Raw genomic sequence first — 23,354 nt, 5'->3', positions numbered from 1 at the left:
CGGCGAGGAACTCGGCGCCGCGCGGTGACCGGATCACCTGAGCGCCGTCGTACCACACGTACGCCGGGTGGACGGCCGATGAACATGACGTCCCGGGTGGCTCGGACCGAACTTCGATGAACCTATCATTGATTAACTAGTGGAGAAAATGAATCTTATGCCGGGATGTCGGCCGTGACCCGGCGCGCCGCGCCCATGCGAAGACGTGCCGCCCGCGAGTTCCGGCGGAGCTCGACGCCGGGTCCTCGGCCCGGTGGTGGTCGCCGAGGATCAGGTGCGCCGCGTGGACGAGTCGTCGCCACGCCACCCGAGCGGACTCCACGAACCCGTCGTCGCCGCGGGTCGGCGGGGAGGTCCTCGCGCGGCTGATACGGATGAGCGGCGCGAAAGGTCGCCGGAGATCGCCGACATTCTCGCGTCCGCCGGCCGTCACGGGCGCGCGCGGCGCCGGCAACTGGACAGCGGGTGGCAAACCGTACCGGGCGCCGTGCCTTTGCTTGGTATTCCGCTTCCCGCGGCTAAAGCGGCATTTAGCCTGAATCGGTGTACGGACTGTCGCTGATCTTCCGCGCCGGCACGGTGCTGTGCGCGCTGCCGCTCGGCGACATCGTGGAGCTCATGCGGCCCCTGCCGATCCAGCCGCTCGCCGGCAGCGCGCACTACGTGCGTGGCGTCAGCGTGGTGCGCGGCGTGGCCGTGCCGGTGCTCGACCTCGGCCGGCTGCTCGGCGACTTCGACACCGCGGCGGAACGGTTCGTCACCACGAAGGCCGGCGGCGTACTGGCGATCGGCGCGGTACTCGGCGTGCGCGACGTGCACCCGGAGACCGGGCGGGAGGCGCCGTCGATGGGCGGCGTGGTCGCGGCGGTCGGCGTGCTGGACGCGGAACCGCTGATGTTCCTCGACCCGGACGGCGTGACCCGGATGGTGGCGGCATATGCGGCCTGACCTGCACCGGCTGCGCGCGCTGCTGGCCGAGCGGCTCGGCATGACGTTCGACGAGAAGCGCGACGACCTGCTCACCGAGGTGCTGCGCACCCGCGCGGAACGGCACCGGATGAGCGAGCGCGACTACCTCGACCGGCTGACCGCGGACCCGGAACGGGCCGAGCTGCGCGCGCTCGCCGAAGCCCTCACGATCAACGAGACGTACTTCTTCCGCAACATCGAGCAGTTCCACGCGCTGGCCGAGGAGGCGATCCCGGAGCGGCTCAAGGCGCGCGCGTCGGTCCGCGCACTGCGGCTGCTGAGCGTCGGCTGCTCGTCCGGCGAGGAGCCGTACACGCTCGCGGCCGTGACCGCGGAACGGGTGCCACCGGACTGGCACGTCTCCATCGTCGGCCTGGACATCAACCGGGCGGTGCTGCGCCGCGCGGCCACCGGCCGTTACGGCAGCTGGTCGCTGCGCGAGACGCCGGCCAGCATCCGGCAGCGCTGGTTCCACCCGCGCGACGGCGGCGTCGAGGTCGACGAGCGGCTGCGCGCCCGCGTGCACTTCGTCGAGCACAACGTGGTCAACGACGACCCGGTGCTGTGGGCGCACCAGAGCTACGACGTGATCTTCTGCCGGAACATGCTGATGTACCTCACGGACGAGGTCCGGCGCGGCACGATCGCCCGCATCACCCGCGCGCTCGCGCCCGGCGGATACCTCTTCCTCGGCCACACCGACTCGCTCGGCAGCCGCCCGGAGGGGCTGGAGGTCCGGCACACGCACGGCACGTTCTACTACCGCCGGACCGCGCCCGCCGCCGCGCCGCAACCGGCCGGCACCGCGCCGGCGCCGGTCACCCGCGCACAGCCGGCACCACCACCCACGACCTCACCCATGCGGGAGTACGAGCGGGCGCTCCTGCTGCTCCGCGACGAACGGTTCCAGGAAGCGCTCACGGCCGTCGAGTCGATCACCGAGCCGGAGTCCCGCCTGCCCCGGGTGCGGGTGCTGCGCGGCGCGCTGCTCGCCCACGCCGGTGACACCGGCCGGGCCGCGGCGCTGTGCGAACGGCTGGTCGCGGAGGACGGGCTGAACGCGGACGCGCACTACGTGATCGGAGTCTGCCACGAGGGCGACGCGTCCCCGGCCACCGCGGGCCGGCACCACCAGCTCGCCGCGTACCTCGACCCGGGTTTCGCGATGCCCCGCATGCGGCTGGGCATGCTCGCCAAGCAGACCGGTGACCGGCAGACGGCGGCGCGTGAGCTGGACCGGGCCGTTACGCTGCTGCGCGGCGAGACCGACGAACGGATCCTGCTGTTCGGCGGCGGATTCGGCCGGCAGTCGCTGATCGCGCTCTGCCGCAGCGAACTCCAGGCGGTCGGGGCGGTGTCATGACCGACGCCTGGACGCCACCGGCCGACACCTGGGGCACGCCGCCACCGGCCGACACCTGGGGCACCTTGCCGGCCGGCGAGGCCTGGGCCGGCCCGCCGGCGGGGGAGGCCTGGGCCGGCCCGCCGGCTGGAGATGCCTGGGCCGGCCCGCCGGTGGAGGAGACCTGGGGTGGCTCGCCGCCGGGGGACGCATGGGGCGGCCCGCCCGCGGACGAGATGGCCGACCTCGCCGCCCGCAACCGTGCGATCGAGGAGGCCCGCGACGCCGGGGCCGGCCGCACCACCGGACCGTCCACCATGGACAACGCGGTCGCGCGGCAGATGCGGGAGCGGCTCGGGCAGTTGCGCGCCTCGTTCGACCGGTCGTTCGCGGACCCGCCCCGGGAACAGGTCGTCCAGTTCCACGACCTGCTGGCGATCACGGTCGCCGGGCGCCGCTACGCGCTGCGCCTGGCCCAGTCCGCCGGTCTCTTCCCGAACCGGCGCGTCACACCGCTGCCCGGCCCGATCGCCGCGCTGCTCGGCGTGGCCGGGTTCCGCGGCTCGATCGTGCCGGTCTACAGCCTGGCGGCCGTGCTCGGCCAGCCGCCGCAGCCCGAGTCGCGCTGGCTGGTGCTGGCCTCCGGCGAACCCGCGGTCGCGCTCGCGTTCGAGGCACTCGACGGCCACCTGCGCATCCCGGCCGCCGAGGTCATCGAGGAGCAGATCGGGCACGGCCCCCGCGGCTGCCTGCGCGGCATCGTGCAACGGCCGGAGGGCGCCCGGCCGATCGTCGATGTCGCCGCGGTCCGCGCCGCCATCCAAGCCCTGACGCACGGTTGAGGAGACTGCGATGAGACGAGAGTGGACGTTCGGCCAGAAGCTCGGTGCCGGCTTCGCGGTCACGATCGCGCTGACGTTGCTCACCGGCCTGGTCGGGATCGGCGCGCTGACGACGGTCGTGGACGAGAAGGACCGGGTCATCACGCTCGGCATCACCGGCCTGGTCGAGGCGCAGGCGCTGCGCGCGTCCGCGGAGGCGAAGGCGAGCGCGTCCCGTGGGTACCTGCTCACCGGCGACGAGCGGTTCCTCACCACGATGAACGACGCCCGCGCCGAGTTCACGGCCGGGATCGGTCAGCTGAGCGGGAACACGAGCACCGCGGAGGAGCGCACGCTGCTCGACCGGGTCAGCGCGGCCGAGCAGGAGCACCAGACCGCGCTGGACGCGGTCATCGCGGCCCGGCGGGCGAACACGCCGATGACGGACGTGGCCGCCCGGTGGGACCAGACGGTCACCCCGAAGCGCGAGGCGCTCGACCAGGACATCGCCGCGCTCACGGCGATGATGCGCCGGGACCTCACCGCCGGGCAGGAGGCCGCGACCGCGCAGGCGGGCACCGCGATCGTCGTGGTCATCGTGATCGCGCTGGTCGCCATGGTGTTCGGCGTGGTCACCGCGGTGGTCCTCAACCGCGCGCTGAAGCGGCAGGTGGCCGGCGCGGTCGGCCACATCCAGAGCTCGTCCGCGCAGCTGGAGGCCGCGGCCGCGCAGCAGGCGTCCGGCAGCCGGGACCAGGCGACCGCGATGAACGAGATCACCACCACGATCGAGGAACTGCTGATCACGTCGCGGCAGATCTCCGAGGGCGCGCAGCGGGTCGCGAAGATCGCCGAGGACACCGCGACCGCGGCCGCGTCCGGCGACTCCACGATCGAGCAGGCCCGCTCGTCGATCACCGCGATCCGGCAGCAGGTGGACCTGATCGTGCAGCACATGCTGGAACTCGGCCAGCGCTCGCAGCAGATCGGCGGCGTCGTCGACCTGGTGTCGGAACTGGCCGAGCAGACCAACATCCTGGCCATCAACGCGACCATCGAGGCGTCCGGCGCGGGCGAGTGGGGACGGCGGTTCGCGGTGGTGGCGGACGAGATCCGCAAGCTGGCGGACCGGACCGCGGCGTCGGCGAAGGAGATCCGGGCGCTGATCGACGACGTGCGTGGCGCGGTGAACACGACCGTGATGGCGACCGAGACCGGCGCGAAGGCGGTGGACGCCGGCACCCGGCAGTTCGGCGAGGTGACCGCGTCGTTCCAGCAGATCGTGTCGCTGGTCGGCAACACCACGGAGTCGGCGCGCGAGATCGAGCTGTCCACGAAGCAGCAGACGACCGCGGTGGAACAGGTCAACGCCGCGGTCGCGGACACCGCGCGGGTCACCCGGGAGACGGAGACCAGCGCGTCCCAGACCCGGCAGACCGCGGCGCACCTGAGCACGCTGTCCGGGTCGCTGCTGAAGATGGTGACCACGGGAGCCGCGAAGTGACCCGAGTCCTCCCGGGGGCGGGGCGTTGAGCTCCAAGGACCCGCTGCGGTACTTCCGGGTGGAGGCCCGGGAGCTGGTCGACGTGCTCAGCCAGGGGGTGCTCGACCTGACCCAGGCGGGCGGCGCGGAGCCGGTGGCACGACTGCTGCGGGCCGCGCACACGCTCAAGGGCGCAGCGCGGGTGGTGAAGCAGCCGGAGATCGCGGACGACGCGCACGCGCTGGAAGAGATCCTGATGCCGTACCGGGACGGCACGACGCCGGTGCCGGCCGGCGACATCTCGCGGTTGCTGGCGCTGTCCGACTCGATGACCGCGCGGGTCGACGGACTGAGCGCTCAGCCGGCACCGGCCGCGCCGGCACCGTCTCCGCCACCACCGCCACCGCCCGCGCCGGAGACGGCGGCGGCAGCGGAGGCGGCGGTGGCCGCGGAGCCGGTGGGCCCGGCCGTGGGGATCGGCGCGCCGGCGTGGCCCGCCGCGATGCCGCCGGGTGCGGCGGAGCAGCCGCCGGCCGTGACGCCCGGTCCGGCGCCCGCCCCGGCACCCTCGGTGGCCCCGGCGGAGCAGCACGTCACCGTACCGCCGGAAGGGGTTTCCGCTCCGGCGCAGCCGGTGCGCGGCGAGACGTCCGATGTGGACGAGCTGCTGGAGGCCGTGGACGAGGCGCACGCGCGGTTCGGGCCGATCCGGCGGCAGCTGGCCGTCGTGCAGCGCGCGCACCGGGCCGCGGCCGCGCTCGCCGACCAGCTGCGGGTCGGCCGGACCGGTGCGGTGACGCACATCGACCCGGTGACCGGGCTCGGGCAGGGCGGTGGCGAGCCGCGCTACACCGATCAGGCCGGCGCGATGGCGTCCCGGCTGACCGCGGAGCTGGGCACGCTCGGCCGGCAGCTCACCGAGACCGTGGAACAGGTCGAGCGCGAGCTCGACGACGTGCGCGGCCGGGCCGAACGGCTGCGCCTGGTGCCGGTCGCGTCCGTGCTCACCACGCTGCACCGGGCCGTGCACGACGCGGCCACCGTGCACGGCAGGCGGGTGGCGTTCGAGGGGCACGGCGGCGAGCTGCGCCTGGACCCGCAGGTGCTGAGCCAGACCTCGGGAGCGCTGCAACACGTGGTACGCAACGCGGTCGCGCACGGCATCGAGCCGGCGGAGGAGCGGATCGCGGCCGGCAAGCCCGCGGACGGGCACGTGACCGTCACGGTCACGCACCGTGGCAAGTTCGCGGCGTTCGAGTGCCGCGACGACGGGCGGGGCTTCGACCTGGCCGCGGTCCGGCGCACCGCGGAGTCGCGCGGGCTGTTGGTGCCGGGCGAGCCGGCCGACTCCGGCACGTTGATGGCGATGCTGATGCGGGGCGGGATCAGCACGGCCGCGTCCGTCACCGGCGTGTCCGGGCGCGGCATCGGCCTGGACGCGGTGCGGGACGTGGCCGAGCAGCTCGGCGGCGACGTCAGCATCGACACCGCACCGGGCGAGGGCACCCGGCTGGAGCTGGTGGTGCCGCTGTCGCTGGTGTCGCTGCACGGCCTGATCGTGGAGGCGGGCGGTCTGCTGGCGTCCGTGCCGCTGGACGCGGTCGAGACCTGCCTGCGGATGACCGGCGAGGAGGTCGCCGCCGCGGCCTCGGCCGAGGTGATCACGCACGACGGCCGGGTCATCCCGTTCCTGCCGTTGACCCGCGCGCTCGGCGGCCCGGCACCGGCCGCGAAGACCGCGGCCGTCGCGGTCGTCGTCAAGGCCGGCGCGGACATCGTCGCGGTCTGCGTCGACCGGCTGCTCGGCACGTCCGTGCTGATCGTGCGCCCGCTGCCCGAGCTGGCCCCGGCCGGTCCGGTGATCAGCGGGCTGTCGATGGACGCCGAGGGCAACCCGCGCCTGGTGCTGGACCCGCACGGCCTGGTCGCGGCCGGCGGGCGGGCCACCGGCACACACAGCGGCGAGCCGACCCCGCTGGCCGCCGCCGAGGACGGTGCCGCGGAAGGCCGCCCGATCCTGGTGGTCGACGACTCGCTCACCACCCGGATGCTGGAGCAGTCCATCCTGGAGTCCGCCGGATACCAGGTCGACCTGGCCGCCTCCGGGGAGGAGGGTCTGGAACGGGCGAGGTACCGGTCGTACGCGCTGTTCCTGGTCGACGTGGACATGCCGGGCATCGACGGGTTCACGTTCGTCGAGCTGACCCGCGCCGACCCGGTGCTGCGCGAGACCCCGGCGATCCTGGTCACCTCGCGGTCGTCGCCGGAGGACCGCCGGCGCGGCTTCGACGTGGGCGCCAGCGCGTACGTGGTGAAGAGCGAGTTCGACCAGGAGGAGCTGCTCGACTACATCAAGGGCCTGGTGGGTGCCGCATGATCCGGGTGCTGGTGGTGGAGGACTCGCTGACCGTGCGCGCGGCGCTGCGGGAGGCGCTGACCCTGGACCCGGGCGTGCAGATCGCCGGCGAGGCGGTGACCGGCGCGGAGGCGGTGGACATGTGCCGCCGGCTGCGCCCTGACGTCATCACCATGGACGTGATGCTGCCGGTGATGAGCGGGCTGCAGGCGACCGAGCAGATCATGCAGGACTGCCCGACCCCGATCCTGGTGGTGTCGTCCGCGGCCCGGCGGGAGGCGCTCGGCACCTACGACGTGCTCGCGGCCGGCGCGGTCGACGTGCTGGAGAAGCCGCGCGGCGACGCCTCCGACGCCACCTGGGGGGCGCGGCTGCGGACCGCGGTCCGGGTGGTGTCCCGGATCAAGGTGGTGACCCGGCGGCGCGCCACCCCGGTGCCGGAGCCCGCGCCGGTGCCGCCGGCCGGCCGGCCCAAGGGGACGCAGCTGGTGGTGATCGGTGCGTCCACCGGCGGGCCGGGTGCGATCAACCAGATTCTCAGCCGCCTGCCGCCCGCGTTCCCGCTGCCGATCCTCTACGTCCAGCACCTCTCCGCGAACGAGGTCTTCGCGACCGCGTTCACCGACTGGCTCGCCGCTCAGGTGCAGCGGCCGGTCGTGTACGCCACCGGTGGTGTCCCGGTCTCGGCCGGCGCCGGTCGGGTGACGGTCGCGCCACCCGACCGGCACCTGCTCATCCGCGGCGGCATGCTGCAGCTCAGCAACGGCCCGGAACGCCACTCCTGCCGGCCGAGCGTCGACACGCTGTTCGAGAGCGTCGCGGACGCGTACGGCCCGTCCGCGGTCGGCGTGCTGCTGACCGGCATGGGCCGGGACGGCGCCGCCGGGCTGCTCGCGATGCGCCGCGCCGGGGCCCGCACGTACGCACAGGACGAGGCGACCAGCGTGGTCTACGGGATGCCCCGCGAGGCCGTGCTGCTCGGTGCGGCCACCGAGTCGCTGCCGCTGACCGCGATCGGCGAGCGGCTGGCGGCGCTGGCATGACCCGGGTGGACACCGTGCTGATCGTCGACGACAGCCTCACCGTGCGGATGGACCTCGACGAGGTCTTCGAGGAGGCCGGCTTCCACACCGTGCTGGCCGCGACCGGTGCCGAGGCCCGCGCGGCCTTCCAGCGGGAACGCTTCGACGTGATCATCCTGGACGTGCTGCTGCCCGACGCGGACGGCGTGGACCTGCTGCGCGACGTCGGCGAGATCCCGCTGCAGGCCGGCGCGGTCCGGATCCTGCTGTCCAGCGAGGCCGAGGTCAAGGACCGGGTGCGCGGGCTCGCCACCGGCGCGGACGAGTACGTGGGCAAACCCTACGACGGCCACTTCGTGGTCGCGCGCAGCCGGGAGCTGCTGCGCGCCCGTGGATCCCCCGCCTCGCACGCGCGCACCGTGCTCGTCATCGACGACAGCCCCACGTTCCGCGCGGTCGTCACCGAGGCGCTGGAGGAGGCCGGGTACGCGGTGCTGACCGCCGGGACCGGGGAGGAGGGCCTGCGCGTCGCGGCGGACCGCCGGCCCAGCGCGGTCGTCGTCGACGGCATGCTGCCCGGCATCGACGGCGCCACCGTGATCCGCCGCATCCGCCTGGACGCCGCCCTGCGCAACCTGCCCTGCCTGCTGCTCACCGCCTCCGACGACTACGCCACCGAACTGCAGATCCTGGACGCGGGCGCGGACGCGTTCGTCCGCAAGCAGGACGACTTCGCGGTGCTGCTGGCCAAGCTCGCGGCCGTGCTCCGGCAGACCGCGGCCGCGCTGCCGATCGACGCGCCACGCGGCATGCACGGCCCGAAGAAGGTGCTCATGATCGGAGCGGACCCGGGCTACCTCACGCAGGCCCAGGCCGCGCTGCGCGAGGACGGCTACGAGGTGGTGGTCGCCCGGCACGCGGACGACGCGATGGCCATGCTCGCCGCCCAGCCGGCGGACTGCGTGGTGCTCGGCGCGATGCCCGCGTTCGGCGTGCAGGCGTCCGCGCAGGCGATCGCGGAGGCCCGGCAGACCTGCGAACGGATCAAGGACGTACCCGGGCTGCGGGACATTCCGCTGATCATGGTGGGGCTGGAGGACGGCGAGGTGATGCTCAGCTCGCTGTCCGCCGGCGCGGACGACTACGTCCGGACCGTCGACGGGCCGGGCACGCTGCGCGCCCACGTCCGCGCGCACCTGCGGCGCAAGCACCTGCAGGACGAGTCCCGCCGGATCCGGGAGGAGCTGCTCACCCGGGAGATCATGGCGGCCGAGGAGCGCGCGGCCCGGGACGCGGCCGAGACGCGGGCCCGGATGGTCGACGAGCTGGAGTGGCGCAACCGGGAGCTGGAGGCGTTCAGCGGCAGCGTGTCGCACGACCTGCGCGCGCCGCTGCAGACCATCCTCGGGTTCACCGAACAGATCCTCGACGACCCGGACACCACGGACCGCGCCCGGCAGGACCTGAACCGCATCCACGGCGCGGCCTGGCGGATGGCCGCGCTGATCGAGTCGCTGCTGCTGCTCGCCCGCGCCAGCCGCGGCGACATCCGCCGGGACACGGTGGACGTCACCGCGATCGCCACCGAGGTGGTCGACGACTTCCGGCAGCGGTTCCCGGACCGCGCGGTGACCACGGTCGTCACGCCCGGCATGACCGCGTCCGGCGACGTGGAGCTGGTGCGGGTGGTGCTGGTCAACCTGTTCGGCAACGCCTGGAAGTTCACCGGCCGCACCCCGCACGCCCGGATCGAGATCGGCTGCGCGGACGGCGTGTTCCACGTCCGCGACAACGGCGCCGGATTCCCGGCCGAGAAGGCCGACCAGCTCTTCCGCCCGTTCGGGCGGCTGCACACCAACGACGAGTTCCCGGGCACCGGGATCGGGCTCACGACGGTCTGGCGGATCATCGACCGGCACGGCGGCCGGATCTGGGCCGCCGGCAACCCGGGGGAGGGCGCGTCGTTCAACTTCACGCTGCCACCGGCGGAGCGGTAGCGCGTCCGGCGCCGCCGGTTCACGGCACCACAGCCGCTTTTCCCGCTTCCGGCGTGGCCGCGACCCGCATGCTCCCGCGGGCACCGGTCGTCGCCGGGGCTCCTCCCTGTCCGGTCCGCGGGTGGTCCCGCAGTACCGGCACCCCCACCGGGTGGCGCTCCCGGTCTATCGTGGAATGTCGATAGCGTCGGTGTGATGCCGTGGCGTGCCGCGGCGGAGGGAGCCCGCGTCGGATGCCGCCACCACGCAAGGCCCTCGCGCCGCCGACGGCGTCCGTCCGGGCGCCCGCACCGGCGACCGCGGGTCCTGCGGCGCGACGGCGACCGGGCCCGGACGGCATCGCCCGGGCGCAGGCGACGATGGGCAACGCGGCGGTCACCGCCGCACTGACCGCGGGCGTGCCGGTGCCCGGCGTGCCCCCGACCCGCGACGGCGCGCCCGGCACGCGGTCGCGGGCCGGGAACGCGCTCGTCACGGCCCGGCTGACGGCGCGGACCGCCCCGGGGCCGGTGCGGCGCTCCCCGGCGACGGATCCGGCGTTCGCGGCGCTGGTGCGGGACGTCGACGCGAAGAAGACCGCCGTCGCACGCAGCCATCCACCGGCGCCGGCCGAGGCGACCGCGGCCCAGGCGGCGGCGGTGCCGCCGGCGGACGACCGCGAGGCGCGCGGCAAGGCCGCACACGCCGAGGAGATGGCGGCGGCGGAGCCGAGGGAGTTCGACCGGGCGCGCTTCATCGCCGCGGTGGAGGCGGCGATCGCGGCCAAGGCCCCGAAGAACCTCGACGAGGCCGAATCGTTCGGCGACTCCGGCCGGGCCGAGGAGGTCAGGGCCGAGGTCCAGGGCGAGGTCGGCGCGGGCAAGGACGCGTCCGCGGAGCAGATCGCCACCAGCACGGCCCGGACCCCGGCACCGGCGCGGGACGGCAAACCGGTGACGCCGCTGACCCCGGACCGGCTCCCGGCGCGCCCCGGTGCGCCGGACCCCCGGCAGGCCGCGCCGGACCGCCTGCCGCCGTCGGCCACCGACCTGTCGGCCGGGCCGGAGCGCATCCGGCGGGACCTGGCCGCGGCGAAGGTCACCCGGCGGCAGCTGTCCTTCGAGAACTCGCGCGAGCCGTCGTTCGACCGGGCGGTCACCGAGACCGAGACGCTGGAGACGCACGCGCGATCCGCGCCCGCGCGCCTGCGCGCCACCGAGAACCGGGAGATCGGGCAGGTCACGCACGCGGCCGGCCGGGACGGCACGGCCGCGATGGCCGCGATCCACGGTGTCCGGGCGGAGACCGGCCGGACGGTCGGTGCGGGCAAGGCCGGGGCGCGCGGCCGGGACGAGCGGCGGCGGGCCGCGGTCACCGCGCGACTCCAGGACGTGTTCGACCGTACCAAGGCGGACGTCGAGCGGATCCTGTCCGACCTGGACACCGCGGTGGACCGGCAGTTCACCGCCGGTGAGAGACGCGCCCGGGACCGCTTCACCGACGACCACGAGCGCGGCATGCGGCGGTACAAGCGGGAGCGGTACTCCGGGTGGAACGGCGCGTGGCTGTGGGCCAAGGACAGGTTCCTGCCGCTGCCGGACGAGGCCAACCGGATCTACCAGGACGCGAAGACCACCTACCTGGCCTCGATGCGCGACGTGATCATCGGAATCGCCGGCACGGTCGAGTCGCACCTGCGCCGCGCCAAGGACCGGATCGCGGCCGGCCGGACCGAGCTGCGGGCGGCGGTCCGCGCGCTGCCCGGGGACCTGCGCGCGATCGGGCAGCGGGCGGCGGCCGAGTTCGCGGGCCGGTTCGACGAGCTGCGGGACACCGTGACCGACAAGGGCACCGAGCTGGTCGACACGCTCGCCACCCGCTACACGGAGGCGGTGTCGTCGGTCGACGCGGAGATCGCGGCCGAGAGGGAGAAGAACCGGGGCCTGGTCGCGAAGGCGGCCGACGCCGTCGGCGGGGCGCTCGCCACGATCCGGGACCTGACGAACCTGCTGCTCGGCGTGCTGCGCAAGGCGGCCCAGGCGATCGGCGCGATCCTGCGGGACCCGGTCGGGTTCCTCGGCAACCTGGTGTCCGCGGTCGGCGGCGGCCTGCGCCTGTTCCTGCGCAACCTCGGCGGCCACCTCCGGCAGGGCGTGCTCGGCTGGCTGCTCGGCACCGCGTCCGCGGCGGGCCTGACGATCCCACGCACGTTCGACGTACGCGGCATCGCCCTGATGATCACCGGGCTGCTCGGCCTGACCTGGGGCGGGATCCGGGCGCGGCTCGTGCGCCGGGCACCCGAGCCGGCCGTCACCGCGGCCGAGACCGCGGTCCCGCAGGTCGCCCGGGCGAAGCGGGAGGGCGCCGCAGGGCTGTGGACCGAGATGCGGGCACACCTGGGTGACCTGCGCGCGGACCTGATCGGCCGGGTCGTCGCGTACGTCACGCCGACCGTCGTGGTCGCGGGGATCACCTGGATCCTGTCGCTGCTCAACCCGGCCTCGGCGTTCGTCCGGGCGTGCAAGCTGATCATCGACGTCCTCCGGTTCGTGGTCACCCAGGCCCGGCAGATCATCGACTTCGTCAACGCGGTGCTCGACGCCGTGCTCGCGATCGCGCGGGGCGGCGCGGGCGGCGTACCCGCGCTGGTCGAACGCGCCCTGGCCCGGTCGATCCCGGTGCTGATCGGCGCGCTGGCCGCCATCCTCGGCGTGGGCGGCGTCGCGGCGCGGGTCAGGCGGATCGTGCAGTCGCTCTCCCGGCCGGTCGACCGCGCCGTCGACGCGGCCGTCGACCGGATCGCCCGCCTGGTCACCCGCTTCTGGGCCACGGTGCGCGCGGCGCCGGCCCGCCGCGGCCGGCCGGCCGGCGACGCACCGGACCGAGGCGGGCAGCGGGCCGGCGCCGCGGCGAAGCGGAGCGGGCCGCGGGACGGCGCCGCCGCGGACCGGCGTGGGCAGCGAACCGGTGGCGTCCCGGACCGCGGGCGCGGACCGGGCCGGCGGGCGGGTCGACCGCACCGGGCCGGCCGGCCCCGCCACGTGTCCCGGCCGGGCACGGCGACCCGGCCCGACCGGTCCGGCCGCAAGCAGCCGGCCCGGCCCGCGCGGGACGCCGACCGGGTGCTGAGCGCCGCGCTGCGCGAGGCCCGCGCGCTGATCCGGGCCGGCCTCACCGCGGCCGAGATCGGCGAGCGGCTGCCCGGCATCCGCCGTCGCCACGGACTGACCCGGCTCGACCTGGTCATCGGCCCGGTGCGGGGCACCCGGCAGATCGTCCACTTCGTCGCGGTGGTCAACCCGGCCATGGAGAGCCCGCGCGAGGGCACACCGCTGGACAGCCGGACGATCGAGGCGGACTACGGCATCCTGGTGACGAACCAGGACGAGTTCCAGCGGATGGCCGACCGGCGCAACCTGGTCATCGACGTCCGGCCCACCAACCCGGACTCGGTACGACACCTGCAACGCGGCGCCTTCTACAAGCCGGTGGACATCAAGGCCAAGACGATCAACAGCGCCGACCTGCTGCTCACCGTCAAACCGGAACACCAGGGAAAGGTCGGCTTCTTCGTCAACCGGCCACCGGACCCGAAGCGCCGCGGGCTGTCCGAGGCGGACCGGGCCCGGGGCCGCGACCGGTGGCGGATGCGGGTCGAGGAGCGGCGCCGGTACGGCAGGAAGATGCGCAAGCTGGCCCGCAAACCCAAGGGACCCGGCCGGTTCGAGGTGGTCGAGTACGTCGTGCACGGCTACGACGCGGCGGGCCGGCGCCGGCCCGTCGCCGGCGACCACGACCTGTACGACATCCGCCGCCCCGACGGCTCCGCGCTGCCCCTGGACGAGTACGAGCAGCTCATCGTGGACATGCAGAACCGGGAGTTCGGGGTCATGCACGGCGCGGTGGTGTACTGGAGCCCGACCGACCCGGCCGAGCGGGCGATGCGCGACAAGCTGGTCGCCCAGCACCGCCGCGGCGGCTCGGAGGGACTGGTGCGGTTCACGCCGCACGCGCCGCCCACGTTCGCCTACGGGCGGCCCCCGCTGTGAGGAGGCTCGGATGACGCCGGACGACACCGCCGGGGAACGGCGGCGGGTGATGTCCGAGAGCCACCGCCTGCGCGCGGAGGCACGGGCGCTGCGGGCCGGCGGCCGGGCCAGGGACGCGTTCCCGCTCTGGGACCGCATCGAGGAGCTCACCCACCGGTACCGGGACCTGCTGCCCGACGTGCCGGTCGCCCGCTGCCCGCACACCGGCGAGCTGGTGCGCTGGCCGATCGACACGGCCGGCCTGGACACCTGGTTCTGGGACTACCTGAACGCGGTCCGCCGCACGCCGCAGCCGCTGCCGCCGTCCTGGATCGCGATGACCGGCGCGATGCGGCTGACCGAGCCGGTGGAGACGCCGCCGTTCGCCGTCGTCCCCGGGCCCGGCGTGCCGTTCGTCGTACCGCGGATCCTCGGCGCGCCCGGCGTCCGCGCGGTCCTCGCCGAGGTACCGGTCGGCGCGCACACCGGCTGGGCCGTCACCTATTTCGGGCCGCGCCCACCGGACGTCCGCCTGGTCAACCTGTGGGGCACGAACACGTACCAGGTCTTCGACGACGGCGTCTGGCGCGGCTGGGACCGGCACCGGCCGCGGATCTCGGAGTACGACTTCGCGCTGACCGGCTGGCTCGAGTCCGGCGCCCTGCGGTGGATCGCGCCCGGCGACGACACCGCGACGCTGCGGACCGGCGCCGCCGACTGCCCGTTCGTCGACCTGCCCGGCTCCCGGCGGATCGCGGTCCTGGCCAACGGCACGGTCCAGCACCTGGCCGCGTTCGCCGGCGACGGCGCGGGCTGAGCCCCGGTGAACCCGGCCGGCGCCGTGCCGCCCACCCCGAACGGCCGGTGATCGCGGCGGACGAACCGGCGTCCCAGGGTGGTGGTCTATCTTCCAGGGCGTGGACGAGGTGACCGGTGCCGAGGCGTATCTGGAGGCGCTGGCGGCGCGGAAGCTGCCGCCGTTGCGCGGCGGGCGGCACGAGACACGTGACTTCCGCGCCGGTGTGATGAGCCGTGACCTGGGGCCGCTGCGGCTGACCGAGCTGGTCACGCCGGCCGGGGAGTGTTTCCGGGACGCGCGGACCGTCCGGGACTCCGACGTCACGATGTGGCAGGTCGACGTGATGGCGCGGGGTTCCGTGCGGGTCGAGCACGGCGGCGGCGACACGGTGCTCGGGCCGGCCGACCTGATGCTGATCGACCCGGTGCGGCCGGTCCGGTTCGCCAGCACGGAGAGCCGGCACGTGACCATGATGGTGCCGCGGAGCGCGCTGCGGCTCGGCGCCGGCGTGGCCGACCGGCTGGCCGGCGTGCGGATCCCCGGCGACAGCGGCCCGGGCGCGCTGGTGTCCGCGCTGGCCCGGGACATGACGCGCGCGCTCGGCGGCGGGCTCCGCGCCGACCAGGAGGCCCGCTCCGCGGCCGCGGTGATCGAACTGATCTCGGTGGCGCTGTCCGCGCGGCTCGGCGACGTGCGCCCGGCGCCGGACGAGACGCTGCGCGACCGGATCACCGGCTACATCGAGGCGCGGCTGGCCGACCCGCGGCTGAGCCCGGCGGTGGTGGCGGCGGCCCACCACATGTCGGTGCGGCGGCTGCACCGGCTGTTCGAGGACGAGCCGCTGACCGTGGCCGCGCTGATCCGCACGCGCCGGCTGGCACGCTGCCACGCGGAGCTGGCCGGCTCCGGCCGTACCGTCGCCGCGGTCGCGGCCCGGTGGGGTTTCCCGGACCCGGCGCACTTCAGCCGCTTGTTCAAGGCGACCTACGGCTACACGGCGGCGGCACTGATGTCCAGCGACCGGGCACGCGTGGTCAAGGCGGCCGGCGCCGGCCGCGGAGAGGATGGGGACGCACGCACAGAGAGGTGATATCCACATGGAACAGTCTGTCGAGGCGCTGCGCGCCATTCCGGCGCGGATGTGCGCGGCGTGGGACCGCGGTGACGCCACCGGGTTCTACGCCGACTTCGCGGAGGACGCCGAACTCGTCGAGTTCGAGGGTTCGATCCTCCGCGGCCGCGCGGCGCTGGTCGCCGCCAACCAGCAGGTCTTCGACACCGTGATGAAGGGCTCCCGGCTGGTACGCGGTGTGGTGCCGTTCGCCCGCGTGGTGGCACCGGGGTTCGGCGTGGTGCACCACCGCGCGGGCATCCTGCTGCCCGGCGAGACGGAGCCGCTGTCCAGCCGGTACGTGATGCAGCTGCTGGCAGCCGTGTGGCAGCACGGCCGCTGGGAGGTCGTCACGCTGCAGAACGCCCGCGTCGTGTCGTTCGAGGCGATGACGGTCCTGGACGACCTGGCCGCCGCGGCCTGACCGCTCCCGGCGCCGCCGGTCCACGCCGGGCCGGCGGCCCGCGTGTCTTCGTCACCCGGTGCCGGCCCGCGGGCGTTTCGTCACCCGGTGCCGGTCCGCGGGCGGCCGAGCTCGGCCCGGTGGAACAGGGCCCAGCAGCCCGCGAGCGCGGCGCCGAACAGCGGCAGCCAGACCAGGCGCGCCGCGAGCCAGGCCGGTGAGTCCGGCGTCGTGTGCAGGCCGGGGAGCGGGCCGGCGGCGCGCAGGGCCAGGCCGGTGACCGCCAGCATCGCGGTCTGGTGCCACAGGAAGACGGTCATCGCGGACAGGTTCGCCACCGCCACCACGGCCCAGGCGCGCGGCGCCCGCAGCAGCCGCCGCAGCGGGCCGTGCAGGAGCAGCGCGGCACCGCACTGGGCCAGGCCGAACGTGACCGCGGCGAGCGTGGGCGGGTTCAGGTTGGAGAACTCGCCCGGCACGCCGACCATCGCGGCCGGATAGCCGGCCCACCGCACCAGCGCGACCGTGGCCACCGCGCCGCCGATCAGCAGCGCCCATCCGTACCGTCGATGAAAGAAACGGGCGCCCAGCGTGAACGGGACCAGCCAGCCCGCCACGACGTTGAGCCAGCCGAGCGCCGCGGGCCCGTCGAGGCCGATCCGGGCCACGTCGACGACCGCCACGGTCAGCAGCGGCCACGCCGGGTGCAGGCGCGTCGCGAGCGGCGTCAACGCGGTCAGGCCCGCGAAGACCAGCAGGAACCACAGCGGCGACAGGACCAGCGTGAGTACGGTGTGGACGGTCCTCGGCCCGGCACCGGCTGCCAGGAGCGCCGCGATGACCACGGTCCAGACCGCGAGCAGCGCCACCACCGGCCGGAACAGCCGCCGCAGCCGCCGGGCCAGCCACGCCCGGTACGGCCGCCGGTAGCCGAGCACCGCGGCCCGGCCGCCGACCAGGAAGAACACGGCCAACGTCTGCAGCACCCAGGACGCCCAGGTCAGCCCGCCGAGGTGCGCGAGCGGGCTCGCCACCGACACGCCGTCGCCGGTCACCACCGTCGCGGTCACCAGCCAGTGCCCCAGCACCACCCCGAGGATCGCCGCCGCCCGCAGCCCGTCCACCGCCCGGTCGCGCCCACCGGCCGTCCCCGCCTCGATCCGCCGCACCAGCCCCGTGTCCACCATGCGGGCACGCTAGGCGGGCGTCTCCCACCCCGGCATCCACCCACGGTGCTCACCACGGCGTACCCCCACGGTGCCACCCGCGGGTCTCAAACGCGGGGGAGGGGCTGTACTTCGGGGCTCCCAGCTGATTGGGTATTCAGTGATCTCAATCTGATCGGGTGGTGATGGGTGTGCGCCTGCTGCGGGTCGGGCCGGTCGGTGCGGAGCGTCCGGCCGTGCTGGACGGTGCCGGTGTTCTGCGTGATCTCTCCGGCGTGGTGCCGGACATAGACCCGGCGTTCCTGGCCGGTGGCTGGCCGGCGGAGATCCCGGACGGGCTGCCGGTGCTCGACCCGGGCGGGCTGCGGATCGGGCCGCCGGTCGCCCGGATCGGGAAGATCGTGTGCATCGGGCTGAACTACCACGACCACGCGGCGGAGACCGGGGCGGCGGCGCCGGGCGAGCCGGTGGTGTTCATGAAGGCGGCGGACACCGTGGTCGGCCCGTACGACGACGTGCTCGTCCCGCGCGGCAGCGAGAAGACCGACTGGGAGGTCGAGCTGGCCGTGGTGATCGGGCGGACCGCGGCCTACCTGGAGTCGGCGGACCAGGCGGCACACCACATCGCGGGGTACGCGGTGGCGCACGACGTCTCCGAGCGGGCGTTCCAGCTGGAGCGCGGCGGGCAGTGGGACAAGGGCAAGAACTGCGCCACCTTCAACCCGCTCGGCCCGTGGCTGGTCACCGCGGACGAGGTGCCCGACCCGCAGAACCTGGGCCTGCGGCTGCGCGTCAACGGCGAGGTGCGACAGGCCGGGTCCACCAAAGACATGATCTTCGGGGTGTACGAGATCGTCCGTTATCTGTCGCAGTTCATGACGCTCCACCCGGGCGACGTGATCAACACGGGTACGCCGGCCGGCGTCGCGCTCGGGCAGCCGGAGCCGAAACCGTACCTGCGGCCCGGCGACGTCGTCGAGCTGGAGATCGACGGGCTCGGCCGGCAGCGGCAGACGTTCCGGGCGGCCTGAGATGGACGAGTTCTCCGGACTGGCTGCGCTGGTCACCGGCGGCGCGTCCGGCATCGGGCTGGCCACCGCCCGCTGGCTGTCCGCGCGCGGCGCGCACGTCGCCGTGCTCGACCGGGACACCGAGGGACTGCCGGACCCGCTGGCCGGGTTCGTCGCGGACGTCACGGACGACGCGGCCGTGCGCGCCGCGGTCGAGGCCGCGGCGGACCGGCTCGGCGGGCTGGACATCCTGGTCAACAACGCGGGCGTGGGCGCGGTCGGCACGGTCGAGGACAACGACGACGCCGAGTGGGCGCACGTCCTCGACGTGAACGTGACCGGCATCGTCCGGGTCAGCCGCGCCGCGCTGCCGCACCTGCGCGAGTCGGCGAACGCCGCGATCGTGAACACCTGCTCGATCGCCGGGCACGTGGGCCTGCCGCAGCGCGCGCTCTACAGCGCGACGAAGGGCGCGGTGCAGGCGCTGACTCTGGCCATGGCCGCGGACCACGTGCACGAGGGCGTCCGGGTCAACTGCGTCAACCCGGGTACGGCGGACACGCCCTGGGTGCGCCGGCTGCTGGCCCGCGCCGACGACCCGGACGCGACGCTCGCCGCGCTGGCGGCCCGCCAGCCGCACGGCCGCCTGGTCTCCGCGGACGAGATCGCGGCCGCCATCGCCTACCTGGCCGGCCCGCACGCCGGCTCGACCACGGGCACGGTGCTCGCGGTCGACGGCGGCATGCACGGCCTGCGGCTGCCGGCCCGCGGTTAGTGCGCCGGCCTTGAAGGACTGCCGGTGCGCGACCCGCCGCGCCGGCCCGTGAGGTTCGGGGCGTGCGTCGAGGCAGGGATGCCGGAAGCGTTCACCCGGACCGGCGAGGCGTGGCTCTTGACGTGGTTCCGACGCCGGGGCCGGCATCGCGGTTACAGATTACATATCTTGCTGATCGATACCGGGGATTTTTACGACAACGGCCACCACGAGTCGTTGATTCGCCGGGCCCTGCGTCCCGGGGACCGCGACCGCGTCGTGATCAGTGGCAAATTCGGTGTTCTTCGTGACCCGGCCGGCCGTTTTGTCGGCGTCGACGCGCGTCCTGCGTATCTCAAGAGCGCGCTCGCGTACTCTCTGCAGCGGCTCGGCACCGATTACGTCGATCTCTACCGTCCCGCTCGGCTCGATCCGGAGGTGCCGATCGAGGACACGGTCGGCGCGCTGGCGGAGATGGTCCAGGCCGGTCGGGTGCGCCACGTCGGCCTGTCCGAGGTCGGCGCCGACACGATTCGCCGGGCTCATGCCGTGCACCCGATCACTGACGTGCAGATCGAGTACTCGTTGTTCAGCCGCGGCGTGGAGCGCTCGATCCTGGCCACCTGCCGGGAACTCGGCATCGGTGTCACCGCCTACGGCGTGCTCTCGCACGGGCTGCTCACCGGCGCGTACGACGGCGGCAGCGGCGGGCATCTGCCGCGCTTCCAGGGTGGCAACCTCGCCGCCAACCTGGCGCTGGTCGAGCGCCTGCGGCCGATCGCCGACGAGCGAGGGGTGACGGTCGCGCAGCTGGCGATCGCGTGGGTGCTGGCGAGGGGAGACGACATCGTGGCGCTGGTGGGCGCCGGCCGTCCAGGGCGGATCGCCGCCGCGGTCGCCGCGGCCGACCTCGCGTTGAGCGACGCCGACCTGGCCGCCATCGACGAGGCCGTGCCGGCCGGTGCCGTGGCCGGAGACCGCTATCCGGCACCGCAGATGGCCACGCTCGACAGTGAGCGCTGAGCTCGCCGGTCAGCGTTAGGGTTACCACGATGCCTACCTTGGACGCCGATACGATCATGCTCGCCACGGAGGACGTGCTGCGGCGCCACGGCCTCGCGAAGGCAACCGTGGTGGACGTGGCCCGGGAGCTGGGAGTCAGCCACGCCGCGGTGTATCGGCACTTCCCGTCGAAGGCGGCGCTGCGTGAAGCGGTCACCCGGCGCTGGCTGAAGCACCACTTCGACGAACTCACCCGGCCGGCGGCTGACTCCCGGCGGCCGGCACCGGAACGACTGCGGGCCTGGCTGCTCGCGCTGTACCGGGCGAAACGGAACGCGGCCACCACCGACCCGGAACTCTTCGCCGTCTACAGCGTGCTCGTCAAGGAAAACAGCGCGGTCGCCGCCGAGCACGTCGCGGCGCTGCTCGATCAGTTACGAGCGATCGTCGTTGACGGTCTCGCCGTCGGCGACTTCACCGTCGACGACCCGGCCACCACAGCCCATGCCCTGTTCGAGGCGACCACGGCCTTCCACCACCCGGCCCACCTCGACGAATGGCAGCACCCCGACCGCGAACAGCTCCTCGCCGAGGTCTGCACGCTGCTCGTGAACGGACTGCGGGCCACCCGGTAGATCGAGCGCGGCGAGCGCTGTGCCGCCATCGCGATCAACGAATACCGCTGCAAACCGACTGTTCCCTGCCTCAGGGTGGCTTCTCCGCATACCCATGGACCAGCCGATGCGGACACCGATCCAGCAACTCGCGCGGACCGGGACCCAGGCCGGTTCCCGGTGGCGGTAGTCATCATCGAGACAGGCGGCCAGCTCGCGGTTGTTCCGGTGCGGGACCGGCCACCCGGTTGCGGAGCCGGAGGCTGATCAGCGCGGTGAGCACGAACGCGGCGACCTGATACAGCATGGCGTGCCGGAACGCGGCGCCCGCGTCGGCGGCGGGAGCGTAGTAGGCGAGTCCGGCCGCGGTCACGCCGATGGACCCGCCGAGCTGCTGCGCCGTGGGCAGCAGCCCGGAGACCGAACCGGCGGCGGGACCGTGCACCTCGGCCAGGACCAGCGCGAACACCGACGCGGTGAACGCACCGAACGCGGCCCCGCCGACAGCCAGCACCGGCAGCGCCGCCTGGCGACCCGCCGCCGAACCGGCGAGCGGCGCCAGCGCCAGGCACATCCCGGCCAGCACCAGCGACGCGACGGTGAGCACCGCCGTACCGTGCCGGCGGGTGAGCGCGGGCGCTGCCCTGCTGCCGGCCGCGGCGGCCGCGGCGAACGGCGCCGACGTCAGCGCGGCCGACAGCGCCGAGTACCCGACGGCGGACTGCAGGTGGAGGAAGAGCAGGTAGGTGAAGGACGGCACGCCCATGTTGAACACGAACACCAGCAGCGTGCCGGTCCGTGCCGGCCGGTCGTGCAGCACCGCGGGATGGACCAGCGGGTCGGGGCGGTGCGGGAGGCTCCAGGCGAAGGAGCCGAGCGCGGCGACGGCCACGGCGAAACCGGCCCACGTCCACCAGGGCCAGCCCGCTTCCCGCCCCAGCGCCAGCGGCAGGACCAGCGCGCCGGCTCCCACGGTGACCAGCAGCGCGCCCAGCCTGTCGACCCGGATTCCGCCCGCACCCCGCAGGCGGGGCAGCGCGGTCGCCCCGGCCAGCGAGGCGAGCGCCACCGGCACGGTGAGGAGCATCAACGGCCGCCAGCCGAGGCCCAGGAGGTCGGCACCGAGGACGAGACCGCCGATCAGCGGCCCGGCCAGTGACGCGACGGCCATGGTGGCGCCGTACAGGCCGAGCGCACGCGGCCGCCGCGTCGCCGGGATGGTGGCCCGGATGAGCGACAGCACCTGCGGCGCGACCAGTCCGCTGCCGGCGCCCTGCACCAGCCGGGCCGTGATCAGCGACGCGACGTCGGGAGCGCAGGCGGCGGCCACCGAGCCCGCGGTGAAGACCACCGTGCCGATCACGAACAGCCGCCGGTAGCCGTACCGGTCGCCCAGCCGCGCGGCCGGGATGAGCAGGCACGCGTACGTCAGCGTGTACCCGGCGAGCACCAGCTGCACGGCGCTCGGGCCGGCACCCAGGCCGGCCTGGATCGCGGGCGCGGCCACCTGGGCGACGGTGACGTTGAGCAGCTGCACGAACGTGGCGCTGAGTACCACCGGCAGCACGAGTCGTCCGCCGCTCACGACAGCAGAGCCGCGGCGAGTTCGCGGGGCCGGGCGGCGAACGGGCTGTGGCTGCCCGGCAGGTTGCGCACGGTGAACGGGTTACCGGGCACGGCCCGGTCGGCCTCCGCGATCATCAGGTCCTGCACGGCTGTCGGCAGCGCCCGATCGTCCGCGCAGCGCACGAAGGTCCGGGGAACGCGTCCCCATCGTTGCGGAGTCACGATGACCGGGGTGGTGGGGATCGCCAGTGGCAGATCGGGGCTCAGCGCGGCGCGCCAGCGGTCGAACCGGTGCGCGGGCGTGTCGTGGTAGTGGGTCTGCCGCAGCTCCTCGACGTATTCGGGGTCCGGCGACAGCGGGTTGATCCGCACGGCGCCCAGTTCCGCGGCGTCACCGAGGTTGAGGCTGCCGCCCCGCGCCGTAGCGTTCTCGGGGGCGCCGAGGTAGTCGAAGAACCGGGCCCGGCCGGCCGGCACGAAGGCGGAGAGGTAGACGATCTCGTCGACGAGCTCGGGTGCGAGTTCGGCGGCCAGCGACGCCGGGCCGCCGCCCGCGCTGTGCGCGACGAGCACGACACGACGGTATCGGCGGGCCTGGCGCAGCACGTCCAGCACCGCCGCCGCGCAGTCATCCGTCGTCACGCCGGCCAGCGCGGACCTCTCGGTCGACAGCCCCGGTTGCCCCACGTGGAGATATCCGCTGGGCAGCGGCGCGTCGAGGCCGTGCCCCGGCATGTCGACGGCCACGGACGCGGCACCGGCCGCGGCGAGCGCGCGCTGCGTCGCCGCCCACTGCCCGGAGCCGTGCCAGGCCCCGTGCACGAGGACGAACACGGTGTCCGGAGAAGAGAGTTCGGTCATGACCGAATCACACGCGACCGGGGCCCCGATCATCCACTGAAAGATCTGACAAGCTTGTCGGCGATACACCG

General features: G+C 74.4%; 18 protein-coding genes. 15 read left to right on the top strand and 3 right to left on the bottom strand.

Features of this window, described 5'->3' with window-relative positions; translation table 11 throughout:
* Nucleotides 1-543: 543 nt before the first annotated feature.
* The 11 genes from J2S44_RS00385 to J2S44_RS00335 all read left to right on the top strand — a co-directional run bounded on the left by J2S44_RS00385 (nt 544) and on the right by J2S44_RS00335 (nt 16,331).
* Nucleotides 544-948 (top strand): chemotaxis protein CheW, encoded by a 405-nt coding sequence (locus J2S44_RS00385; RefSeq protein ID WP_310407698.1) that lies wholly within the window; start codon nt 544-546, stop codon nt 946-948.
* Nucleotides 938-2,332, top strand: coding sequence for a CheR family methyltransferase (locus J2S44_RS00380; RefSeq protein WP_310407695.1), 1,395 nt, complete (start codon nt 938-940; stop codon nt 2,330-2,332). The genes J2S44_RS00385 and J2S44_RS00380 overlap by 11 nt, the downstream gene beginning before the upstream one ends.
* The gene (locus J2S44_RS00375; RefSeq protein WP_310407692.1) at nt 2,329-3,153 is read left to right on the top strand and encodes a chemotaxis protein CheW; all 825 of its coding nucleotides are present in this window, start codon (nt 2,329-2,331) and stop codon (nt 3,151-3,153) included. Before J2S44_RS00380 ends, J2S44_RS00375 begins: the two co-directional genes overlap by 4 nt.
* A 10-nt stretch (nt 3,154-3,163) precedes the next feature.
* Nucleotides 3,164-4,636: a HAMP domain-containing methyl-accepting chemotaxis protein gene (locus tag J2S44_RS00370; RefSeq protein WP_310407690.1), complete on the top strand. Its 1,473-nt coding sequence runs from the start codon at nt 3,164-3,166 to the stop codon at nt 4,634-4,636.
* A gap of 25 nt (nt 4,637-4,661) precedes the next feature.
* Complete coding sequence (locus J2S44_RS00365; RefSeq protein ID WP_310407687.1) at nt 4,662-6,992, top strand: hybrid sensor histidine kinase/response regulator; 2,331 nt, start codon at nt 4,662-4,664, stop codon at nt 6,990-6,992.
* The gene (gene cheB / locus J2S44_RS00360; RefSeq protein WP_310407684.1) at nt 6,989-8,014 is read left to right on the top strand and encodes a chemotaxis-specific protein-glutamate methyltransferase CheB; all 1,026 of its coding nucleotides are present in this window, start codon (nt 6,989-6,991) and stop codon (nt 8,012-8,014) included. Before J2S44_RS00365 ends, cheB begins: the two co-directional genes overlap by 4 nt.
* The gene (locus tag J2S44_RS00355) at nt 8,011-9,990 is read left to right on the top strand and encodes a response regulator (RefSeq protein ID WP_310407683.1); all 1,980 of its coding nucleotides are present in this window, start codon (nt 8,011-8,013) and stop codon (nt 9,988-9,990) included. Before cheB ends, J2S44_RS00355 begins: the two co-directional genes overlap by 4 nt.
* A gap of 233 nt (nt 9,991-10,223) precedes the next feature.
* Nucleotides 10,224-14,018, top strand: a complete 3,795-nt coding sequence (locus J2S44_RS00350; RefSeq protein ID WP_310407681.1) for a hypothetical protein — start codon at nt 10,224-10,226, stop codon at nt 14,016-14,018.
* A 10-nt stretch (nt 14,019-14,028) separates the two neighbouring features.
* A complete protein-coding gene (locus J2S44_RS00345) occupies nt 14,029-14,814 on the top strand; it encodes a hypothetical protein (protein ID WP_310407679.1) in 786 nt (261 codons plus the stop codon).
* Between the two features lie 100 nt (nt 14,815-14,914).
* Nucleotides 14,915-15,886: a helix-turn-helix domain-containing protein gene (locus tag J2S44_RS00340; RefSeq protein ID WP_310407677.1), complete on the top strand. Its 972-nt coding sequence runs from the start codon at nt 14,915-14,917 to the stop codon at nt 15,884-15,886.
* Between the two features lie 7 nt (nt 15,887-15,893).
* Nucleotides 15,894-16,331: an SgcJ/EcaC family oxidoreductase gene (locus J2S44_RS00335; protein WP_310407675.1), complete on the top strand. Its 438-nt coding sequence runs from the start codon at nt 15,894-15,896 to the stop codon at nt 16,329-16,331.
* Between the two features lie 80 nt (nt 16,332-16,411).
* Here the strand turns inward: J2S44_RS00335 and J2S44_RS00330 are convergent, their stop codons facing one another.
* Nucleotides 16,412-17,497, bottom strand: a complete 1,086-nt coding sequence (locus J2S44_RS00330; RefSeq protein WP_310407672.1) for an acyltransferase family protein — start codon at nt 17,495-17,497, stop codon at nt 16,412-16,414.
* Nucleotides 17,498-17,661: 164 nt separating this feature from the next.
* Between J2S44_RS00330 and J2S44_RS00325 the strand changes: the two genes are divergently transcribed.
* The 4 genes from J2S44_RS00325 (at nt 17,662) to J2S44_RS00310 (ending at nt 20,877) form a co-directional block, all read left to right on the top strand.
* On the top strand, nt 17,662-18,507 hold the full coding sequence (locus J2S44_RS00325; protein ID WP_445343968.1) for a fumarylacetoacetate hydrolase family protein: 846 nt from the start codon (nt 17,662-17,664) through the stop codon (nt 18,505-18,507).
* A 1-nt stretch (nt 18,508) separates the two neighbouring features.
* Nucleotides 18,509-19,261, top strand: coding sequence for an SDR family NAD(P)-dependent oxidoreductase (locus J2S44_RS00320; protein ID WP_310407669.1), 753 nt, complete (start codon nt 18,509-18,511; stop codon nt 19,259-19,261).
* A 117-nt stretch (nt 19,262-19,378) separates the two neighbouring features.
* The gene (locus tag J2S44_RS00315; protein WP_488193090.1) at nt 19,379-20,263 is read left to right on the top strand and encodes an aldo/keto reductase; all 885 of its coding nucleotides are present in this window, start codon (nt 19,379-19,381) and stop codon (nt 20,261-20,263) included.
* Nucleotides 20,264-20,292: 29 nt separating this feature from the next.
* A complete protein-coding gene (locus tag J2S44_RS00310) occupies nt 20,293-20,877 on the top strand; it encodes a TetR/AcrR family transcriptional regulator (RefSeq protein ID WP_310407665.1) in 585 nt (194 codons plus the stop codon).
* 172 nt (nt 20,878-21,049) lie between these two features.
* Here J2S44_RS00310 and J2S44_RS00305 read toward each other — a convergent pair whose 3' ends face one another.
* Complete coding sequence (locus J2S44_RS00305; protein WP_310407663.1) at nt 21,050-22,441, bottom strand: MFS transporter; 1,392 nt, start codon at nt 22,439-22,441, stop codon at nt 21,050-21,052.
* Nucleotides 22,438-23,283, bottom strand: coding sequence for an alpha/beta fold hydrolase (locus tag J2S44_RS00300; protein WP_310407661.1), 846 nt, complete (start codon nt 23,281-23,283; stop codon nt 22,438-22,440). Before J2S44_RS00300 ends, J2S44_RS00305 begins: the two co-directional genes overlap by 4 nt.
* Nucleotides 23,284-23,354 lie beyond the last annotated feature (71 nt).

This window comes from Catenuloplanes niger, assembly GCF_031458255.1.
GTDB classification, from domain to species: Bacteria; Actinomycetota; Actinomycetes; order Mycobacteriales; family Micromonosporaceae; genus Catenuloplanes; species Catenuloplanes niger.
The sequence above is the reverse complement of the archived record's forward strand: the minus strand, read 5'-3'. Positions and strand labels throughout refer to the sequence as shown.